17 protein-coding genes are annotated in these 21,203 nt (G+C 43.5%); all 17 read right to left on the bottom strand.

The features are described 5' to 3' along the window. Positions 1-25: 25 nt before the first annotated feature. On the bottom strand, positions 26-3,895 hold the full coding sequence (locus tag AACT19_RS05320) for a YhdP family protein (protein ID WP_076645636.1): 3,870 nt from the start codon (positions 3,893-3,895) through the stop codon (positions 26-28). Positions 3,896-3,905: 10 nt separating this feature from the next. Further along, positions 3,906-5,375: a ribonuclease G gene (rng, locus tag AACT19_RS05315; protein WP_004735923.1), complete on the bottom strand. Its 1,470-nt coding sequence runs from the start codon at positions 5,373-5,375 to the stop codon at positions 3,906-3,908. A gap of 20 nt (positions 5,376-5,395) precedes the next feature. After that, entirely contained in the window at positions 5,396-6,082 is a 687-nt protein-coding gene (locus tag AACT19_RS05310; RefSeq protein WP_076645634.1) for a Maf family protein, read from the bottom strand. 7 nt (positions 6,083-6,089) lie between these two features. Next, positions 6,090-6,578, bottom strand: a complete 489-nt coding sequence (gene mreD / locus AACT19_RS05305; protein ID WP_004735926.1) for a rod shape-determining protein MreD — start codon at positions 6,576-6,578, stop codon at positions 6,090-6,092. Beyond that, the gene (mreC, locus tag AACT19_RS05300; RefSeq protein ID WP_004735927.1) at positions 6,568-7,455 is read right to left on the bottom strand and encodes a rod shape-determining protein MreC; all 888 of its coding nucleotides are present in this window, start codon (positions 7,453-7,455) and stop codon (positions 6,568-6,570) included. The genes mreD and mreC overlap by 11 nt, the downstream gene beginning before the upstream one ends. A gap of 94 nt (positions 7,456-7,549) precedes the next feature. Further along, positions 7,550-8,593 (bottom strand): rod shape-determining protein, encoded by a 1,044-nt coding sequence (locus AACT19_RS05295; RefSeq protein WP_004735928.1) that lies wholly within the window; start codon positions 8,591-8,593, stop codon positions 7,550-7,552. Between the two features lie 150 nt (positions 8,594-8,743). After that, positions 8,744-13,039 (bottom strand): DUF6701 domain-containing protein, encoded by a 4,296-nt coding sequence (locus AACT19_RS05290; RefSeq protein ID WP_083717868.1) that lies wholly within the window; start codon positions 13,037-13,039, stop codon positions 8,744-8,746. 2 nt (positions 13,040-13,041) lie between these two features. Further along, a complete protein-coding gene (locus tag AACT19_RS05285) occupies positions 13,042-13,464 on the bottom strand; it encodes an MSHA biogenesis protein MshP (RefSeq protein WP_076645632.1) in 423 nt (140 codons plus the stop codon). After that, entirely contained in the window at positions 13,454-14,221 is a 768-nt protein-coding gene (locus tag AACT19_RS05280) for a PilW family protein (RefSeq protein WP_076645630.1), read from the bottom strand. The genes AACT19_RS05285 and AACT19_RS05280 overlap by 11 nt, the downstream gene beginning before the upstream one ends. Continuing rightward, complete coding sequence (locus tag AACT19_RS05275) at positions 14,221-14,823, bottom strand: prepilin-type N-terminal cleavage/methylation domain-containing protein (RefSeq protein WP_076645628.1); 603 nt, start codon at positions 14,821-14,823, stop codon at positions 14,221-14,223. The genes AACT19_RS05280 and AACT19_RS05275 overlap by 1 nt, the downstream gene beginning before the upstream one ends. Beyond that, a complete protein-coding gene (locus AACT19_RS05270) occupies positions 14,820-15,335 on the bottom strand; it encodes a prepilin-type N-terminal cleavage/methylation domain-containing protein (RefSeq protein ID WP_076645626.1) in 516 nt (171 codons plus the stop codon). Before AACT19_RS05270 ends, AACT19_RS05275 begins: the two co-directional genes overlap by 4 nt. Before the next feature lie 127 nt (positions 15,336-15,462). Next, positions 15,463-15,930: a prepilin-type N-terminal cleavage/methylation domain-containing protein gene (locus AACT19_RS05265; RefSeq protein ID WP_076645624.1), complete on the bottom strand. Its 468-nt coding sequence runs from the start codon at positions 15,928-15,930 to the stop codon at positions 15,463-15,465. A gap of 34 nt (positions 15,931-15,964) precedes the next feature. After that, complete coding sequence (locus AACT19_RS05260) at positions 15,965-16,507, bottom strand: prepilin-type N-terminal cleavage/methylation domain-containing protein (protein WP_076645622.1); 543 nt, start codon at positions 16,505-16,507, stop codon at positions 15,965-15,967. Between the two features lie 115 nt (positions 16,508-16,622). After that, positions 16,623-17,102: a hypothetical protein gene (locus AACT19_RS05255; RefSeq protein ID WP_076645620.1), complete on the bottom strand. Its 480-nt coding sequence runs from the start codon at positions 17,100-17,102 to the stop codon at positions 16,623-16,625. Between the two features lie 2 nt (positions 17,103-17,104). Then, positions 17,105-18,325, bottom strand: coding sequence for a type II secretion system F family protein (locus AACT19_RS05250; protein WP_076645617.1), 1,221 nt, complete (start codon positions 18,323-18,325; stop codon positions 17,105-17,107). A 12-nt stretch (positions 18,326-18,337) separates the two neighbouring features. Next, positions 18,338-20,062 carry a GspE/PulE family protein gene (locus AACT19_RS05245; protein WP_076645615.1) on the bottom strand — a complete coding sequence of 575 codons (1,725 nt, stop codon included), beginning with the start codon at positions 20,060-20,062 and terminating at the stop codon, positions 18,338-18,340. Further along, positions 20,052-21,203: a tetratricopeptide repeat protein gene (locus tag AACT19_RS05240; protein WP_076645613.1), complete on the bottom strand. Its 1,152-nt coding sequence runs from the start codon at positions 21,201-21,203 to the stop codon at positions 20,052-20,054. Before AACT19_RS05240 ends, AACT19_RS05245 begins: the two co-directional genes overlap by 11 nt.

Below are 21,203 nucleotides of genomic sequence, written 5' to 3'. Positions count from 1 at the left end.
TATTAACCGACGGGCTTGTTATCAACTACTCAGCTAATTTTCTCAATTTTTCGGGTAGCTGGAACTCGCCAGAACTACGAGAAAGCTCACTTACCGTAGGTGAATCCAATGGGCCTTTTACCGAGTAATTCACTTGAGTAAAGACTTCAACCACCGGCGATATAACCGTAGTCACCGCCAATACATACAACGCCGTTTGAGGCGTTACCGCAAAGGCCGTTAATACTGGAATACCCGAGGTAATATCAGGGGTAAAGTTCACCTCAGCATCGACCAAGCGCGTGTTGAGGTTAGCGATTCCTTTGATTTTCATCTCACCTGCGACCGCATCCATGTTCAGATCGTTCGTCAGGAAGATACCATTTTGAATCTTGCCGGTTCCTGTGATGCTATTGAATGCCATGCCTTTATCAAATACATCCGAGAAATCGAGCTGCATCTTACGGATAATCGAATCTAAGCTAAACAACCCCAACAATCGAGCCGCGCCACTGACATCCGAGATGATACCTTTACCAAACTTGGTTTTAACGTTGCCATCAAGGGTATCCATTTTGATCCCCCAAGGCGAACCATCCCAATTCAGTTGGCCTTCTAACTCGAATGGCGCTTTTTGAATTCCGGATGTAATGCCGAAACGCTCCATGAGCTCGCTATTGTTTTCACCTTCAATATCAACGGTTAGCGATGAATGACTCTTGTCACCATTCAGTGCCCACCAGCCACTCACATCGGCTTTATTGCTCCCGCTACGAACTTGAATCTTGTTCCATTCAAGCCGATCGTCTTGTCTAGTCAACTCAACATCGACAGTACCGACCTTATAGCCTTGTAACCAAAAATCGTTCAGCGTTAACTTCAGGTTAGGCATCGCATCATAGATCTCTCTATCTAGCTTAGAGATCAATGGTGCTTCTTGTTCTTTACGTTGCAGTAGTTGCTCTTGGTTTTTCTTATCGCTCCATTCAGGAACAAACAGATGCAGGCGATCCAGAGAAACGGTTAAGTCGTAAGGAGGCAGATAATTAATATCTCCTTCGATCTCTTGGCTAGACACTTCCATTTGCCACGCTTGTTTGTTCTTTCGGGCACTAAAATCGACATCATTCCAAGAAATACCGCCTAAGATCAGCTCTTTACTCTCAAAGGTAATACGGCTTGGCGCTGGAATGGTTGGCGTATTCATCTGGCTAAGTATTGCATCTGACGGTTGCACTGGCTCCATCACCACTGATAACCAATCATCAGCATTGAATTTATCCGTACGAATCAACGCATGATGCCCAACGACAGGGCTAATTTTATAGCCACCACGACCCAGCACTAAGTTGGTCGCCGTTAACTCAGGAACATCGCCGGTAATATCAATCTCAGCTTGGTATTTAGTATTCGGCAGTTGCAGACGCGCGGTAATCGACTCTTGGTTGCCCGAGGCTTGAAGCCTTGCAGAACCACTTTCTAGTGATTTTTTCGCCAATGGATACGGGTAATCACTCGCCAAGTATTTAAGATCTGACTGTAAATCTAATTGGTAAGTAAACCCGATGTCATTAAGTTGAATATCGATCTGGCTTTGCCATTGCGCATGACCTGACAAGCCGCTCAACCACTGCTCACCAACATAAGGCTCTAGAGGCTTAACGTCCCAATCGCCCAATACATCGATATCAACGGCATATCCAGGCCCATCATTGAGCCCTTTAAAGTCAACGGAAATACCTTGCTTTAATAAATCGGCAGCGAGACCGTTGGCCGTAATCACATCATTATCAAATTCAATGCGCCCAGTGGTGTTTTCAAGCACCATTGGCGGCGCTTCAATCTCTACATGGTTATCTTTGAGATCAGCATAACCCCACGCTCTTGGCTCTTTTTCGGAATCAAAAGGAATATTAAGTTGGAATTCAGACGATACATCACCACTCACTTGCAGCGCCGTTAGGGCGGCACCCACAGAATCAACCAATGGTGAAGCCGTCATGTAATCACGAACCGCATTACCTGACGCCGTCGCTTTAGCTTCAATTTCAATATGGCCGCCTTCCCCTAAATAAGGAATGCGTCCTGTGATTCGGTCGGCTGTCACATCCATCAGTTGAGCGGAGCGAGAATCCAGATGCATCGCATCATTTTCAAACAACAGATCAAGTTGAAGATCGGTAATCAATGGCCAGGCAGTATCAAAACTGAACTTAGCGTCCTCTAAGCCAACCCAAACTTGGAAAATACCATCGTGGTTGGTGTATGGATACTGAGACAAATCGCCATGCCACAACAGTTTTACGGTATCCGCTTTACCCGCTTGAATCGCAGTAGAAAGGTAGTCGGTAAGATCTTGTCCAAGTGCCAATGTAGGTAAGTAACGCCATGTCTCGCCGACATTGTAAGCATCAGCTTCGCCGTAGAACGATAAGAATGGGCTAGCATCCTTTGGAAAGTCCAAGCGAAATGCGCCTAGGACTTGTAAATCTGGCGTGGCTGCTGTGATTTTATCTGACCAAAGCTTCCAACCGTTTTCATCTTGCTGCCAAACAATATCAACTTGACCTTGTTTGATATTCAAAGGCGCTTGAAAGACATCACCATAAGGAAACACATCATCAATCACATGCAGACTGGCTTTCGCTTCAGATGCAGAGCCAAACACACTGCCTGAAACTTGGCTAAAGCCCGGAACCAACTCCCATTGCTCAATGGCGAGATCAGAAAAATTCGCTGAATAACGTAAGCTTTCGATGCCAGAATCCATTGAGACCCGAATATCAGAAACGGAGCCACCAGGCTTCAACGAATTGATCATTTTGGTTGATTGCGCAGAATCAGGCAGCAACTTGATTAACGGGGTAATAGTTTCTACATCGAGTTCAGAAACATTGAGCTCCCAAGGGCCGCTATTCCACTTGAAGGCAACATCTAACTCAGGCCAAGGCCTATCATCCGTTCTAAGATTAAGTGAGTGACCATTCACTTGCCATCCATCATCAATTGGAGACAACTTAAACACCCCTGACTCAAGCATCAGATCATGTTGGCCATCTTCGTTCCAAGTCAATTCAGAAGGTAACACCTCAACATACGCACTCACTGGTTTGCTGTTTCTCAAGGTCAGCCAGCTATTCAAACTCACTGTACCTGTTTCAACACCAGACTCAGCCTGCATGTAACGGGTTAGCCATGGTTTAACCGAGATGTTATCTGCACTCACATAGAACTCACCGGTTACATCGGTTAATGAGCCACCATCGATAAAGTTAGCACTTACTGACAACGAGTTAAGATTGGCGTCTTTAATGCTAACAACCCCTTCAGCAAGGTGATGTTTATCTGTGTTTTGCCATTTTAAAATGTCGATATCGAGCTGACGATCTTCGCCCGAGACTGAGCGATAGAGAAGTGAAGAGTCTTTAGCGGTCACATCCACCAAAGTTTTCAATAGTAAATTATCCAGCTCTTTCATCACACGCTTCGAAGAACCGGGATCTTTAGGTTCGTCTGTACCGTTTCCAGCAAACAGATCAATTGAGCGAATATCAAGATACATTTGATTCATGACCAGATCGGCCACAACTGGACGCATCTGAACGAGCGATTGAATCAAGTCAAACTCGACTTCAACACGCTCAACAGAGAAGGTCACATCTTCTGCATTTGGGAGGCTGGCTTTAACGCCTTGTAGAGCAATAGAAGGGTGAGTGTTGCGCCAAAAACCGCCCACATCTTGAATAGAAAACTCAAAACCGGAATGTTGGTTTACCCAAAGCTCAATTTCAGATTGATACTTATTTAAATTGGGTAAGGCTACACGCAGTGTAGTAACAGCAATGGCTAGCGTTACTAAGAGAGTAACCACTAACCATAGACATGCACGAAGAATCAGAGTAACGCTTGAACTCACAAAATATCCATTACATCATAACAACATCAAACTGCTCTTGTATGTACAGAGGCTCAGCTTGGATTTTAACTTGTTTACCAATAAACACCTCAAGCTCCGCAAGCGCATGTGACTCATCGCCCTCTAGCGCCTCGGCAACGGCAGCTGCCGCATAGACCACAAACTTATCAGCGTCATACGCACGATTCACTCGTGTGATCTCTCGAAGGATTTCATAACAAACGGTTTCAACTGTCTTCACACTGCCACGCCCTTCACAGGCAGGACAACTCGAACACAGAATATGCTCAATACTTTCACGAGTACGTTTACGCGTCATCTCAACCAAGCCAAGCTGTGTGAAGCCATTGATATTGGTTTTCACACGATCTTTGTCTAGTGCCGCCTCTAAAGAAGTTAGTACTCGCTTACGATGTTCCTCAGACAGCATATCGATAAAGTCGATAATGATGATGCCACCTAAGTTACGCAAACGCAGCTGACGAGCAATGGCTTGCGTCGCTTCTACGTTGGTGTTGAAAATCGTCTCTTCTAGATTACGACGACCGACAAAGGCACCGGTGTTGATGTCGACGGTCGTCATCGCTTCCGTTTGGTCGATAATCAGATACCCACCAGACTTCAATTCGACTTTACGATCCAAAGAGCGTTGAACTTCGTTCTCGGTATCGTACATATCAAAGATAGGCTTGTCGCCTTCATACAACTCAAGCTTTTCAGTCAGCTCTGGCACGTACTCAGAAGTAAATTCTTTTAGGTTTTCATATTCTAAACGCGAATCGACCTGGATTCGGCTCAACTCAGTACCCACAAAGTCACGTAAGATACGCTGGCTTAGGCAAAGTTCACCGTATAGACGAGTACGAGCTTTATGTTTACCACGGCGCTCTAACACTTTGAGCCATAATCGCTTCAAGAATGCCGCATCTTGTGCCAACTCATTCGAGTCTGCGCCTTCAGCTGCAGTACGGATAATAAAGCCACCGTGTTCGTCACAGTAACGAGACACCACTTTTTTAAGGCGGTTACGTTCAGACTCACTGTCGATACGTTGAGATACGCCAACATGGCTTGCGCCCGGCATAAAGACCAAATAACGAGACGGTAAAGTAATATCAGTCGTTAAGCGGGCACCTTTGGTACCAAGAGGATCTTTGACGACTTGAACCACAATGTCTTGTCCTTGGCGAACAAGCTCAGAGATGTCACGAACCTGAAATTGCTTCTTTTCGTTTTCAGCAACACATTCAGTGTGTGGAACAATATCAGAGGCGTGTAGAAAAGCTGCTTTCTCAAGGCCTATATCCACAAAAGCCGCCTGCATTCCCGGAAGAACACGGCTTACACGTCCTTTGTAAATATTTCCTACGATACCGCGTCGAGCATCTCGTTCGACATGGATCTCTTGAAGAGCCCCCCCTTCAATCATGGCCACGCGAGTTTCACTCGGGGTCACGTTCAGCAACAATTCAGCACTCATGGTGCACCTCAGATTAGTAATTATAAGAATTCTTGCAGTAGCTGGTCCGTTTCATATAAAGGCAAGCCGACAACGGCGTAATAACTACCTTCGATTCGGGTAACAAAGCGCCCACCCAAACCTTGAATCCCATAGCTACCGGCTTTATCGCATGGCTCCCCTGTTTGCCAATATTGTTTTATTTCTTGTTCACTGAGGGGTTTAAACCATACGTCGGTAATAATGATTTCTGTTCTTTGTTTTTCTTCTGAAACCACAGAAACCGCCGTCATCACTTGGTGACGCTCGTTTGCTAACTGAGTAAGCATGCGCTTAGAGTCGGCAAAATCGGTAGGTTTCTCGAGCACTTGCCCTTGGCTTACGACGACTGTGTCAGAACCAAGAACGACTGTTTCAGAATCAAGAGAAATAGCATCAGAGTCAAGAGCTACGATGCCAGAGCCAACCGCTACATTATCAACACTAGAAACTACATTATCAGAACTAGGAACGACATGCTGCTTTTCAGAAGGGTTATCTTTCAATAAAGACAACGCAGCTAAGGCTTTATCTAAAGATAGTCGCTTAACGTACTCTTCGGCGGTTTCTTGGGCGTGTTTACACTCTTCAACATCAGTTACAAGGACAGAAAACTCATAACCAAGTTGAGATAGCAGTTCTTTGCGGCGTGGTGAACCGGATGCCAAAACTAAATGCTTCTTTTCCATTGTCACTCTACCTTACATGCCAATGACGACGTACGCGTCTCATTAATAGAAACATCCAAGGCCAAAGTATACAGTTTATCAATGCGCTCCATAACGATAATGGATTGAAAACGACATCTTGGATCAAATATTCACCAAAGAAGATCAACACCTCAAACAATACCGTTAACGCAGCAATAATCATCGCTTGTTGCCATAGCGCCATGTTACGAATGACTAGGAAATTCATCGCAATAATGTACATAACGATTGCCATCATCATGCCTCTAATACCTAACGTCGAGCCTATTAATAGATCCCACAATAAGCCAAGAATCAAAGCGCTACCCACGTTAACACGGTGAGGTAGAGCCAAAACCCAGTAACAGGTAACCAGTAGCAGCCAAGATGGTCTAAATAGATCCAAACTACCAGGCCAAGGAATCGTTTGCAGAATAAGGGCTACTAAAAATGAGCAGCCAATGACTACCTTGCTTCTTAAAACGCTATTGGCCATCTTCGCCCTCTAACAATGCTTGTTCTATGCTGGATTGATCCGCTTGCATCTGTTTGTTTTCATCAGGCCATACTAGCAGCAAGTATCTGAGCTTATCGAACTCAACCACAGGCTCCGCTTTGATAACGGCAAACTCACGTTTCGGGTCGTAATCAACGGCAGTAACGTAGGCAACTGGATAACCTTCTGGATATACTCCACCGAGTCCAGATGTCACCAATAGATCTTCTTCTTGTATATCGGTACTGGTTGGAATGTGCTCTAGCTGGATCTCATCAATCATGCCATTGCCCGAAGCGATCACTCGAATATCGTTGCGAATAACTTGTACGGGAATCGCATTGTTTGCGTCAGTCAGTAACAGGACACGACTATTGTGAGCAGCAACAAAAGTCACTTGGCCGACAATGCCTTTTTCGTTGATCACCGGTTGACCTTCATACACCCCATCAATCTGACCTTTGTCGATCACAACTTGATGACGATATGGTGAAGTGTCTACCGCCATAACTTCAGTGACGACTTTCTTTTCATCACGGATAAATGGAGATCCTAACAGCTTACGGAGGCGCTTGTTTTCTTCTTGGTATTGCTCAAGCAGAATCAGCTCGCTCTTCAGACGCAAGACTTCTCGTTTAATATTATGGTTGGATTCGATAAGGCCTTTACGAGTACTAAAACGATCGTAGACACCATCGAACATAGTACGAGGTAAGTTGGCTGCATATTGAATAGGTGCAACCATGCTGTTCAATAGATAGCGGACATTTGAGAAAGCATCTAAACGACTATCAGCCAGCATAAGGCTGGCTGATAAAATTACAGCAAAAAACAGGCGCAATTGTAGAGAGGGACCTCTACCAAAAATTGGCTTCATTCTATATTTGGTCCTAGAGCTACATTTGATCCTATAGACAAGGTCCTAGGCTCTTTACATAAAACTAGATAAGAAAAGAGCCTAACACTAGATATTATTCTTCGCTGAACAGGTCGCCGCCGTGCATGTCGATCATCTCTAGGGCTTTACCGCCACCTAGAGCAACACACGTTAATGGCTCTTCTGCCACAACAACAGGGATACCCGTTTCTTCAGTAAGCAGACGATCAAGGTCTTTAAGCAGTGCACCACCACCTGTCAGTACCATACCGTTTTCTGAGATATCAGAAGCAAGCTCTGGCGGACACTGTTCTAGTGCAACCATCACTGCAGATACGATGCCAGATAGCGGCTCTTGAAGTGCTTCAAGAATTTCGTTTGAGTTCAGGCTAAAGCTACGAGGTACACCTTCAGCAAGGTTACGACCACGTACTTCGATCTCATCGACTTCATCGCCAGGGTAAGCTGAACCGATTTCGTGTTTAATCTTCTCTGCTGTCGCTTCACCGATCAAGCTGCCGTAGTTACGACGAACGTAGTTGATGATCGCTTCATCAAAACGGTCACCACCGATACGTACAGAAGACGAGTAAACCACACCGTTTAGTGAGATAACCGCAACTTCAGTCGTACCACCACCGATATCAACAACCATTGAACCTGTTGGCTCAGATACACGTAGGCCAGCACCAATCGCAGCAGCCATAGGCTCATCGATTAGGTAAACCTCACGAGCACCAGCACCTAGCGCTGATTCACGGATAGCACGACGCTCAACCTGAGTTGAACCACAAGGTACACAAACCAAAACACGAGGGCTTGGTTTAAGCACACTGTTGTCATGCACTTGCTTAATAAAGTGCTGAAGCATTTTTTCGGTTACGTAAAAGTCAGCAATTACACCGTCTTTCATTGGACGGATCGCTGAAATGTTACCAGGCGTACGACCAAGCATTTGCTTAGCAGCGTGACCAACAGCAGCTACACTCTTTGCTGACCCCGTACGATCTTGGCGAATAGCGACAACGGAAGGCTCATCAAGAACAATGCCTTGGCCTTTTACATATATAAGGGTATTGGCTGTACCTAAATCAATCGATAGGTCGTTTGAAAACATGCCACGAAGTTTTTTAAACATATTCTTCGCTCATCCTGCAAGAATTAGAAGACAAAAATTGCACTAAATGTACCAATGCCTTGCTGTCACGGCAAGGCATTGAAGTATAAACATGGACTGAAACCCGCAATTTCTTACAGATTCCTAACTTAAGGGGCAAAAATTATATTTTTACTGACCTGTTAAACCACTTTCACCTCGATAGATCACTCGATCGTTACCGCGGTAGATGCCGAATGTGACAACGGTGGATGGATCCTGCTCTCCATTCACATCCGAGACTTTATCGCTACCCCAATCGTATCTGAGCCATGGCGTATCATCCATACTTTGCCACAACTGCACTTGTTCACGGGTATTTACGCCAGGGTTTTGAGAAGCAGTCAAGTCTCTAGACTCCCCATCAGAAACTTGGCCGCCATTAGCGAGTGTTACTGTCGTGGTGACACTGCCGCCTTCTGACCAAATTACATAGCTAGCGCTCGAAGAAGCAGCAACATTTGTTGTGCTATCAACGTCATTTACAACAAAACGGCTACCATTCCAGTATTCAGTTCTTAATGGAATAGTAATTGCTGTCCCGGAATTACCACCAACATCATCTAAATCTATTCGACCAAAGCGAATATCGGGTTGTATTGTTAACTTTTGACCACCTTCAACGAATTCTACCGGATCAACATTACCAACACCTGCGACAATAGAAATATCTGTAGGCGTTGTTAATACATTATCAACAAGACTTCCGTTGAAATTAAAAGGTCCATCTTCATAATTGTTCGCTGCACTCTGTTTTATCCAACAGAGACTCGAATTATCACCACATATACTATTATTTTTCGGCGAGTGAGAAAACTCTCCTAAACTGCCTATTTGTGCAGTCCAAGAACCATTCCCGAAGTCAGGAGACACAAAGCGACTTGTATATAAACCCGACTCCATCAAATTGAATTTCGCACGTAAATTTGAGCTGTAGTTAACGTTGGCATAATTGATAACAGTCTGCTTCTTAGAGTTAAGAGCTTCCACTTCAAAGCTAACTGAATCAAAATTTTGATTCATATAGATATAACTTTGTGAATTCGGCTCAACCCAGGCTTGGTCATAAAGAGAAAAATATTTAGGATAGAATCGCCCTATAAGTTGAGAATCTGAGTCTAACGTCATACCCAAGTAAGTGGGATTAGCCGTGTTACTTCCATCGTTGACTTCATAAGTCTTAACTTCAAAGCTTCCAACTTCGTTCCATGAGTTATCATTGAACTCTTTCACGCCACCAGAATCACTCGGCAGAAATGATGGAGAAACCTGGGAAAGGACCAGATCCCCAGCATTAGCGTTACCAACCGGATAAATAACCTGTCGAGTAATCGGTAAAGGCCCATTATCCAAAGCATAATTTGTCGTAATAGGTAATTGGCATTCATCAGCACCTATGTTGACTTCAGCATACGTGATAGGGCGATAAGTTATCGAAAACTCATCTCCTGAAGCCATAAAACCAGTATCTCTGCTCGTCGAAGCAGGATTTAAATTAGAAGGCGCTGATGTTTCTTTAACATCACAAATCGCAATTTTCCAAGGTCTAGCTTTAAACTTAACCTTCCCAACCACTTCTTTGATTGTGTTCTCTGGACAGTCTTCTGCGTTAGGGAAATCATCGCATGAAATAGGAGCCTTTAGATCACCTTCAAACATTCCAGATTCATCGAATTTAATACTAATACTCCCTTCACCATTGGTTACTGAGACATCAAGATCTAAAGGTGTGCTATCTCCCGAGTTAGGGATGAATTGAGTTTGAGTGATATTCGTCTCATCCAAATCGACAGAGTAGCCCAATGAAATAGGCTTGCCCGTACTATCACACGCCAGTGCCTTAATCGGGATTGAACCTTTCTGTTGACCCGCTATCAATTCGATATACTCTTCGTTATTGATCTCAAATTTTAGTGGCACAAAGATAAGGTCGCTAGTATCTTCAATCGCGGTTCCAACTACATTAGCCGTTACAGGAATAGCGCCATATTGATTACCATCTCGACTATCGATATCAAAAACAAATCGCTTGTTCTGACTGTCAAATGAACCATTACTAAAAGTGACTCCCTGTGCGCTTATTGATACGGATTCTCCATCCACATCATCCATTGGCTGATCGTTATCATCATAAGGTGTTACGTAAACTTGAGCAGTATCATCGCAAGTTAAATGGTAGTTATTAGGGTCAATAACTATATATTTTATCGAATCGCTAGGTTCTGGTGTCGTGCAACCGTCCAGAACTTTAGCGTATATATTATTATCATGGTTAGTCACCAAGATCTGTTGTACAGCAAGCGCACCTGTTAAATTTGTCCTAGTACCTTGTAACACAACGCCATTGGAACCAAAGCCAGTTGAATCAATATAAACACTTGCATTAACTGTAATATCATGATTATTAATCAACCAATCTGGTGTTCGCCCTCCTCCTGACTGATGACCTACGAAAATAAGATTCTCATAATTCCCATTGGCATTTATTTGAATAAAATCCTTGGAGATATCTATACTCTCATAGTGGATAACCACCTTTCCCTTTATATTTATCTTTGCGCTATTTCCAGAAAGAACTAAAGACCTAACCCAATATTCCCCTGGACTGAGTGTTAGTTCTCCTCTATCACCTGAAATTTTGATGCGTTCAAACTGTCCAGGAGTTACGATCCCATTACAATCATGGGCAGTACAATCAGCAACGGCACTACCATACTTAAAGTCAGGTAATGTTGGAGGGTAATAAAAGCCAGAGCTAGGATCGTTATAACTTAGAGTTGCATCAAAACCACAATCCTCAGCGACTCCTCCTTCACCATAAACGCAGCCACTAGATAAAGATGATGATGCTATTTCATTGAAAGACAGATCGTACTTGCTGTCTAAGAATAGTTTTATTCGGTCTCCAGAGAAAGATATTTTACTTGCGTGCGGTTTATCTTGGTAATAGCTATTGGTTTGAACAGAAGTCGGAAAATATTCACACACATCAAACTCTAGTTGTTTATTTTCAAAAGCAAAATAGCCAACCTGCTCCATCGCTCGATGCTTACGATCACCTAGGCTACTAGTATCCTCATCAAACGCGAATGTAAATTTATTATTAGTCTGCTTACAATAACGAAGCCAACCTCCATCCCCACCACTACGAGTTTGCTTGTTCGCAATAACACCAAACTTTTCGAATTGTTGAGGGTGATTTAGAGAAATTTCATTTTTATCACAAGACCATGCAATAGAACTCGAATAACCAGGATTATTTGTTTGATTAAACTCCCCCGCTTGATCGAACACCAGATTAGTAGCCCCATCTTTGTCTGTACCATAGAATGCATCAATAGCAAGATAAGCAACTTTTTTCTCTATAGTCGCATGCCCTTGCCGACCTGTCTCTAATGCTAACTTGAAACCATTGCTAGATAACCCAGAAATTGCCGTTGTCGCCCATTCAGAATCTTTCCCTTGCACTTGAGCCATTATGACAGGCTCAATCATACTCGGGATACTTGAATTAAGATTAACCGTCTCCCAATAATCATTACCACCGCCACAAGCTTTTCCCTTGCATTGAGACTTAGTAGTGCTAACTGTACCAGCTTGACCATATACGACATCCCCATTACTATCTAAAAACTCAAGTTTTCCGGGCTCAGTAACAAAATAATAAATAGGGTACATTCGGTCGGTATTTCCTGTGCCGGGTGGAGATTCACTAATTATTGTTGCTTGTCTCCTATCTAAACTAATACTCCCTACACTTGCTTTTGTTGGCGCACTAGCGTTAATTTTATCGGAATCAATCGTAGACATTAAAAATACAATAGGGTCGGAATATCGGTTTTTAAATACTAAATCACAACCACCAGTACAATTGGACCCCTCGATAACACCAAACTCGTAGTTAACATCTTTCAAGTCGGGGACAGGATCCGGCTCTTTTTCCCCTTCAGCACATTCAACGACCACGGTATCGCCCGATACCAGTAAAGTCCCATTCCCACCACTAATCGACATAGCTACTGGTGGTTGTTGCTGTATATACCCTGAACCAGTATCAAGCTTGTAAATGAGTCTACCTTGCTTGCCATTATCCGATGTAGGATCGTAAATTAGAAGAACACGTTCTCCTGGATTTACATCTGAGTCGATTATCTTGGCATTACTACCACTAACACTTGACCACAGCTCAACCACTGAGTTATTTGATGTAAACGTAATCGTTACCGGAGTTGGGGCAGGGACAGTGAATGCAATAGAAAAGCCATCTTTCCTTTTGAGGTTACTACACTGTTGAGGTGAAAAGTCATCATCAGCTGAAACGAAAGATGCGTGACACAACGCAATAATGAATACACTTAGCTTCAAAAAATTGAAATAACAACGAGCATTACTTTTAAATACTCTAAAAAAAACAACGAAATCTTTCATCACTACTCCCTCACCCATACTTCTTGGCGTCGGGTTACTTTAATATTGTCATTGCCACATGCTGCAGTAGCTTCTATTTTAAAAAATCGGCGATCTTCACCATCGAGATTTAGCTCTCCAATAGACGTGCATTGCACTGCTTCTAGAGCACAGTTGTCATTAGCCACATCAATACTTGGAACTACATTAACGACACTGCATGCATCTGATACAGCAGAGCTTCCCACCGGATAAATCTGAGTTAAAGCCCACTCATTAGCGGAATTTGCAAGTAACCACGCTTGAGAGCCCAAAAACTCTTGGGTTAGAGCATCACTACTTGCCCAACGGACACGGTTCAATGATGTCGCAAGAAAGCCCATAACTACCAAAGTAAATATTGCGACGATAAGTACGTTTCCTTGCTGCTTCTGCTTACGGGACATTTTGCACCTGCACATCATGTATGTAGTCACTCACTTCACCATTTTGTGAAAAACGTAACTTTATATGAACTAGCCCACCTCGATGTAGAGATGGCTCTAGGTACCTAAACTCGCTCTCAGCAGCATCAATGTTCGCAGCGACTGTTTCTCCGTTACGAGTAATAAACCCACCGGTTTCACTTATTCCTGTATTTAAGCAATAAATGATTACGTTATTCACATCATAAATAAAGTGGCGGTTAGCAATGGATTCACTATCTAAGCTGACTTCTGAGTCAGTTCTAGAAAATTGATGGTCATTATCTGGGTCAGGAACAACTTCTGTTGCATTGACCGATATTCTTTGACCTGAGGTATTATCCGTAAGATCAGACTGACGAGTAGGGTTCACCACCATAAAATCATTTTCGCCAAGAACTGGATTATCCTGTCCAATAAGAAAATCTACAGTGCGCGCTCCACCAATCAATACAGGGTCATAACTATAAAAACCCGAGTATTTAATTGGATAGAAAGACAGACACCTCTGCATAGCGATACTTATCGGCACATCAAAGCTGTTGGGAACAGCATGTTTAATTTCACGTGACATCTTTTCTAAAACAAACTGAGCTTGTGTTTGTAAGCGTTGGCGATCAATCGAGTCGGCATAACCCTTCATGCCAAATTGCACAAATCCCGCTATACCAAGGAACAAAAACATTGCGACGACGATGGTTACGATCATCTCTATAAGGGTAAAGCCTTTTTGCTTCATCAGTAATTTCCCTTATAGGCTGTCAATGTGTAAGGCCCATATTGACTGGCAAAGATATTAATCGTGATAATCTTAAAATCTTGGGGACGAGTGGTATCTGAAATATCGGAACTTGTCGCATAACTAACGCTAACTTCCGCACGAAAGTTCTTGTATTCATCAGCGCTAGAGTTGTTAAGGACATCAGTAAGATCGTGCTCTACATTACTACGACACTGAGCAGCAGTGGTTCCTGTCTTCCAGCAACCAATAAAGTCATCAACATCGTTATAGCTCTCAGGGCTCGATACTAACTCTCCAGCATCCAAGCCAAGAAAGCCTGCATCTGTACAGTTGTTATCTGGGTTTGATGCATTAGCAGGAACTCTTAGCTCACCACATCGAATAGAGCCGCCATCAAAATCGCTCCACTGATCAAACCCCCTTGATAGGATTTGACTCATTAAGCTCTGGCCAAGTGCCACCGCGCGAGTTTGATAGTGCGGTGCCGCAGATTCACGCATTTGTGGATACAAATAAGAGGTAAAGCCTACTAAAGCAATTCCCATAATGATGATCGCAACGATCATTTCGATAAGAGAGAAACCTAGGTGACGCTTCATGAACAGTTTCCCTCTGAAACGTAGCCTTGACTGTTAATAAGCACCTCACAAGAGCTGCCACCAGTAGAATCTCTTACGGTAATGGTTTCAGTAACAGACGGATTACCAAAAAGGTCAAAGGTGTAAGTTTTATCTGTAGGTGTAAAAAGCACATCCTCTTCGAAGTAATTGATATCGCTTCGAGTAGCGGCAATATCCGCCTTTTCAGATACAGAACTAGCTGTATCAATCAGGTTACAACCTGCTAAAGATCCCAAGCAATCTCCAGTGCTGTTGATCCGTAATTGATGTCTTGCTTCAGTGGCATCACTGTTTGATTGCATGCGGGCAAGCTGAACATAACGAATGGTAGCAATCACTTGCTCTTGCGCGGCATATGCAGACACACTGCTTAGACCTATATAACGACTAGTCGCAACCACACCAATAATCGCAAGCAAAATAATTACCACGATTAACTCGATAAGAGTAAAGCCATTGTGTCGATTTAAAAAAGGAGTTTTTACTGGCATGATGCACACTAACCATCTGATAGTAATTGATTAATTATAGCGCAGAGAACAGTTAATGTCTGTGGAGAAGGTGAGGCATTTTAAGTAAAAAAAAGGCCAGCTTAGCTGGCCTACTCAAGTTACAATATTAACACTTGGTATTAATTACTGTTGCAGTAGCAATCGCGGAGCTCGTCGCTTCCTGGTAACGGACAAAACAACCTTCTGTCGCAGACCAAGAGCTTTCTTTTTGCTCCTTAAAAGTATAGGCAATAAAGCTGCCAGTACCTACACCTGTCGAAACAACACTCCAGTCAGAACTTAGGCCGTCTACAGCTTCACCAATACCTGTAGCACTTGCCATTGGGTAACCATAAATAGTATCAATCTCATCTACGACAGTTTTTGTCTCCGCAGTTTCCACACCATTTATTGCGGCTTTACCGTAAACAATACCAGCTGCACCAGCCATTGCACCCTTTAGACCTTGCAGTGAAGATTCACGGGCATCGGTTTGCAAATTAAGGAAACGTGGTGCCGCAGTTACAGCAAGAATACCTAAAATAACAATCACTACCACTAACTCGATTAGGGTAAAACCACCTTGCTTTTTCATACTACTTTCTCACTTGGTTAAATTTAAAATATTCTTAATTGTCTAGCGTTACTGTTACCGAACCAGATGTAACGTCGTACTCAAAATAATGTTCTTTGCCTTCTTGCTGTGTATAACGACATACAGTATTCACATCTGCTGTCGCCACATATTTTTCTCCATTAGAAGCAGTCGTTGCAGCCACTGATGGTGGGTTCTGAAGAAGATTTTCCATAAGACGAACACATCTTGCCGGGTTAAAAGTAGGGGTACCTATACCGTTAGTACTATTATCTTCAAGTTCATAAGGGTAGCCATCACGGTAAGTATCATCGGACTCCGTTAACCAGAAGTCTTGACCATCATAATCAACTTGTGGTCGTTCTTGAGTTCCAGCTACCGGACGACCGTTCCCTTCCCACTGTGCACGAGCAGAAAGCACAGCTGTAGCATATCCACCAGCAACAGCTTCAATACTTGCTTCTTTTGCATTATCAGTTACATCAATAAATCGAGGTAACGCTGCCACAGCAAGTAAACCTAAAACAACGATGACAACAACTAGCTCAACGAGCGTAAAACCTGTTACTTTTTTCATGGAAATACCCTTGAAATGTTAAATATAAACGTATTCTAACTTGTAAAAAAATTAATGAAATGTTTTTGTGTCAAAAAAACCACTATCGTCAAAAAAAATGACAATATACAAGCAGTTACTCATTAAAACTTACTTTTACCAAGAATCCTACTGACTTATTTATTGTTAAAGTGGAGTTTTTAACTAATTGATAACGACATTCATAACTTCCATCAAATAATTCTCCCCTCCTTAGTTCAAAAGTGTAGCCTTTAAATTTTTTTTCAGGGGAAGCTAGTTTAAGTAACTCTTGACAAGTGTTGTCACCACTTGTCGATGGAATCACCCATCCACTTAAATCGTACGATATACCATTACCATCTAATTGCACAAACTTTGGTTGCTTATTCAACAACCAATATTCATGATATTCGTTTAACTTTAGTTGCATCGACTTTGCTGATGCAATCAATGAAACTCTCTGCGCTTCTTCATTAATTCTTTTCGTGAACGAAAGGAAAGTACCTATAAGACAAAGAACCACGGCATAAATGATAAAGCGCTGAACCCACTTTAAGCTTTTTACGTCTCGTTGAAACAAAGGCTTCGACAACATGACTATTTCATTACATCCATCATGCTCCACATTGGTAAGAAAATCCCCAATGCTAGCACTAACACCATACCGGCAACGATGACCAACAAAATGGGTTCTATTCGCGCAGTTAATGTTTTTAAGTCATAATCGACTTCTCGGTCATAGTAATCGGACACTTCCAGCAACAGCTCATCGATACGCCCCGTCTCTTCACCTACAGAAATCATTTGTATCACCAGTGGTGTGAAAATTTTGCTGTTAATGGCGGTAGATGAAACCGTACTACCTGCTTCTATTGCTGATTTCATTGCTTGAACGCGAAGTTCTAGAAAGCGGTTATCCAAAGCCTCTGCCGATAAAGCTAGCGACTGGTTAAGTGGCACACCCGCTTTTAGCATCAACGCGAAAGTACGAGAAAATCGCGAAAGTAGCGCTCGATTCACTACCCCACCAATCACGGGTATTTTTAAGCGTAACCTATCCCACTTTTCTAGGCCGTCATCTGTCTTAATCCAAGCCTTAAAAGCGAAGATAAGACCGAAAATCACACCTAGCATTAAGCCCCAGTAATTCACAAAGAATTCCGACATACCAATCAAGATACGAGTGGGTAGCGGTAGGTCGACGCCAAAACGTGCGAACATGCTAGAGAACTGAGGTATCACTTGTGTATTCAAGACAAACATAGCAACGGTTATAAAGGCAATAACAAAAGTGGGGTAACGCATTGCAGTCTTGATTCGTTTGCGAGTTTCGACTTCTTGCTCATAGTATCCAGCCAATTGCAGCAAAGCTTGGTCTAGACGACCAGTATTTTCACCAACCCCTATCATAGAGACAAACAGCGGACTGAACACCTTGGGATGCATCTGCATTGATGCTGATAATCCACGACCATTGGTTAACTCAGCAACCACGTCTTCTAAGGCCGCTTTCAACTGCTTATTTTCACAGTTTTGAGTCAGGCCTTTCATCGACCTTAATAGTGGTACACCCGCCTTGGTTAGGCTGTATAACTGTCGACAAAATAGAACCAAGACTTCAAGCGGAACATTTGGTGAAAACAGACTCGATACATCCATATCCAGTACTGAACCACCACTTTTACCCAGCTTGATTGAAGTCGGAATAATCCCCTTACTCATCAAACTTTCTGCGGCAAGATCTTCGTTATTCGCATCTAACTGACCAGTAACCTGGCTGCCATCAGAACTGCGACCTACATAACGATACGTTGGCATATCACTCTACCCCTACAGATAAATTGGGTCAGTGGCACCGGAAGCATCGCCTTCACCAAGGTGCATGATTTCATCGAGGCTCACGACACCTTGCAAAGCTAACTCCATCGCAGAAGCCAACAACGGTTTGTAGTTTTTAGACCGCCTTGCCGTTTGAGCAAAGCCAACCGCATCATTCGCTCTGAGTGCATCCATCATGTCTTGCTCTAGCTCCAACATTTCAAATACACCAATACGCCCTCGATAACCGGTTAGGTTACAGTTCTGGCAACCACGACCTTTCATGAATGGCACAGCCACTTGATTTGGGAAACGTACGCTCAACCACTGCTTACGAGGTTCATCCAATTCATCCTCAATCTTACAATCAGTACACACTTTACGAACTAATCGCTGTGCCACCACCGCTCTCACGGCACTTGCCACGAGATAACCGGGAGCCCCCATGTCCATCATACGTAGTGCGCTGTCTACTGCATCGTTGGTATGCAGCGTACTTAAGACTAAGTGGCCAGTCAGTGCGGCTCTCAAACCAATCTCAACAGTTTCGTGGTCACGCATCTCACCAATAAGGATGATATCGGGATCCTGACGAAGGAAAGTTCTGAGGATAGTAGAGAAATCGAGATTGATCTTAGGGTTTACCTGAACTTGGTTCACACGAGGAAGGCGGTATTCCACCGGATCTTCCGCGGTAATGATCTTTTTGCCCGGCTCGTTTAATTCGCTTAGCGCACCATAAAGGGTGGTTGTTTTACCTGAACCCGTCGGGCCAGTGACCAAGATCATGCCATGTGGGCGGCGTAACTGTTGACGAAGTCGAACCAACAGATCACTTGGTATTCCTGATGCTTCTAATTTACGAAGGCCGGCTGATTGGTTGAGAAGACGCATAACCACAGACTCCCCATGTTGCACGGGCATAGTCGACATACGAATATCAACAGACTGACCTTTGGCTCGAATGTTAAAACGACCATCTTGAGGAAGACGCTTCTCTGAGATATCGAGGTTTGCCATTAACTTCAAGCGCAGTACGAGTGCAGAGGCAATATTGACTTCATTCAGCAGTGTTTCATGCAGCACGCCATCAATACGCTGACGAAGACGCAATACGTTTGAATCTGGCTCAATATGAATATCAGATGCACCGACTTGGATTGCATCTTCAAATAGCGAGTTGATCAGCTTAACGACCGTAACTTCGTCACTGTCTTCACCTGCAATATCAAAATCAAAGGCGTCATTGACTTGGTGTTCGGCATGAAGCTGCTCGGCGAAAGACGCAATTTCTTTGGTTCGGCGGTAATAGCGATCAAAGCCATCCACTAATTGTCTTTCTTGAGCGACAACGAATTCAAGCGCGTAGTCACCTAGTTGGCCAAGCAAAGATTCCTGAGCAAACAGATCCGCAGGATCACTCATGGCGACACGTAACGTATCGCCTTGGCGTCCAATCACCAATGCACGAAGGCGACGGGCATGTACTTCAGGTAAAAGCTGCACCGCTTCAACATCAACAACGGCTCGACTTAAATCAATCAGAGGAATAGCGAGTTGCTGAGACAAGAAACTCAACATCTGTTGTTCTGATAAGAAACCAAGTTCAATCAGCGCATCACCTAGCTTACGACCGGTACTTTTTTGAGCAGAAAGAGCTTGTTCAACTTGGGCCTCAGTGATGATTCCCTCTTCGACGAGCAAATCACCTAGCCTTTTTCTTAATCTAATTTGCATCGCCACTCTCCTCTAAAGCTTTGATTATTTTTAAGCGGTCACGCACAAAGTTTTGCGATTGAGATGAGATTCCAATTCTGGTTAAGGCACCTTGGTATGACTCTTTTGCTGCAGAAAAATCAAGTTGACGCTCTTGTTGAATCGCAAGACCAAGCCACCAGCGAGCATTATCTGAATCAACCTCGACTAACTTTTGGTAACTCTCGAGCGCGATGTCTTCTTGCTGAGATTTTTGACTCAATGCCGCACGCATTGCCAAATAATCTTGAGTAGGATTTGGTGGCAGGTGGATTAACGGGCTTAAAGCCGCTTCTGCTTGGTTAGCTTTAACCAGAAGTTTAGATAAACCCAACCGTAGCTTTTCGCTATTGATATTAAGTTTGATGCCAGATTGAAACAGCTCGTAGGCTTTACGAGTATCACCCTTGCCAAAATAGAGAATCGCAAGTTTCTGGCGGACATCTTCATTTCGTGGCGTGTAGCGTAGAGCTTCAGTGTAACCTTTCAAAGCACCAGTAAGATCATTCGCATCAAGCGCTTTCTGAGCTCGCCCTTGTGCATTCACTGATAACTGCTCAGGCGTTAGCTCTACCTGCTCAATCAACATTTCGCTATTTGCTGAACTGTCAGAGGATTCTTTCTCATTAGAGATAGGAGCCGGATCTTTTTTTGCCACGCTAGCAACGTAAATCGGCTTTGGAATGTCAACATTACTCGCCTTAGCCGTGCTTAACGGTTTAGGCGTAGCGTCGGGGGTTCTCGCTTTAAAAGTACTCGACGTTGTCGTTGGCTTAGCTTGAACGTTATTTTCCGCTACTGTACTTTCTGCTGAACGGGGCGTTAAATCTAGCGTCACTAATTTCTTGGTTGGCGATGAGAGTGTTTGAGTAACAACATTCTGCATTTCTCCAGAACTCTCTATGACAGAGACCTGAACTTGTGCATCTCGAGTTGAGATTGAATGTTCAACGGTAGGGCCTTGTGATATCGCCCAACCGCCCATAGCTAAGCTCAGAGTGAAACCTGCCACTAACCAAACCAATGGGGAGCGTGTTTTCACTTTAGGCACCACTGCCGCTTCAATCGAAGTCGCTGACTTTTTCTTTGCCAATTCAGACAAGGCGTTATTTATGACGCTCAT

The organism is Vibrio sp. 10N.222.47.A9 (assembly GCF_963872585.1).
Taxonomy (GTDB): domain Bacteria; phylum Pseudomonadota; class Gammaproteobacteria; order Enterobacterales; family Vibrionaceae; genus Vibrio; species Vibrio splendidus.
Note: the sequence above shows the minus strand (reverse complement) of the source record. Positions and strands in the feature narration are given on the sequence as shown.

Excerpts from the sequence above, each read along its gene's own strand:
- AACT19_RS05290 (WP_083717868.1), bottom strand. The coding sequence starts at position 13,039 with ATGAAAGATTTCGTTGTTTTTTTTAGAGTATTTAAAAGTAATGCTCGT.
- AACT19_RS05285 (WP_076645632.1), bottom strand. The coding sequence starts at position 13,464 with ATGTCCCGTAAGCAGAAGCAGCAAGGAAACGTACTTATCGTCGCAATA.
- AACT19_RS05255 (WP_076645620.1), bottom strand. The coding sequence starts at position 17,102 with ATGTTGTCGAAGCCTTTGTTTCAACGAGACGTAAAAAGCTTAAAGTGG.
- AACT19_RS05265 (WP_076645624.1), bottom strand. The coding sequence starts at position 15,930 with ATGAAAAAGCAAGGTGGTTTTACCCTAATCGAGTTAGTGGTAGTGATT.
- AACT19_RS05245 (WP_076645615.1), bottom strand. The coding sequence starts at position 20,062 with ATGCAAATTAGATTAAGAAAAAGGCTAGGTGATTTGCTCGTCGAAGAG.
- AACT19_RS05250 (WP_076645617.1), bottom strand. The coding sequence starts at position 18,325 with ATGCCAACGTATCGTTATGTAGGTCGCAGTTCTGATGGCAGCCAGGTT.
- rng (WP_004735923.1), bottom strand. The coding sequence starts at position 5,375 with ATGAGTGCTGAATTGTTGCTGAACGTGACCCCGAGTGAAACTCGCGTG.
- AACT19_RS05280 (WP_076645630.1), bottom strand. The coding sequence starts at position 14,221 with ATGAAGCAAAAAGGCTTTACCCTTATAGAGATGATCGTAACCATCGTC.
- mreD (WP_004735926.1), bottom strand. The coding sequence starts at position 6,578 with ATGGCCAATAGCGTTTTAAGAAGCAAGGTAGTCATTGGCTGCTCATTT.
- AACT19_RS05275 (WP_076645628.1), bottom strand. The coding sequence starts at position 14,823 with ATGAAGCGTCACCTAGGTTTCTCTCTTATCGAAATGATCGTTGCGATC.
- AACT19_RS05310 (WP_076645634.1), bottom strand. The coding sequence starts at position 6,082 with ATGGAAAAGAAGCATTTAGTTTTGGCATCCGGTTCACCACGCCGCAAA.
- AACT19_RS05240 (WP_076645613.1), bottom strand. The coding sequence starts at position 21,203 with ATGAGCGTCATAAATAACGCCTTGTCTGAATTGGCAAAGAAAAAGTCA.
- AACT19_RS05270 (WP_076645626.1), bottom strand. The coding sequence starts at position 15,335 with ATGCCAGTAAAAACTCCTTTTTTAAATCGACACAATGGCTTTACTCTT.
- AACT19_RS05295 (WP_004735928.1), bottom strand. The coding sequence starts at position 8,593 with ATGTTTAAAAAACTTCGTGGCATGTTTTCAAACGACCTATCGATTGAT.
- AACT19_RS05260 (WP_076645622.1), bottom strand. The coding sequence starts at position 16,507 with ATGAAAAAAGTAACAGGTTTTACGCTCGTTGAGCTAGTTGTTGTCATC.
- mreC (WP_004735927.1), bottom strand. The coding sequence starts at position 7,455 with ATGAAGCCAATTTTTGGTAGAGGTCCCTCTCTACAATTGCGCCTGTTT.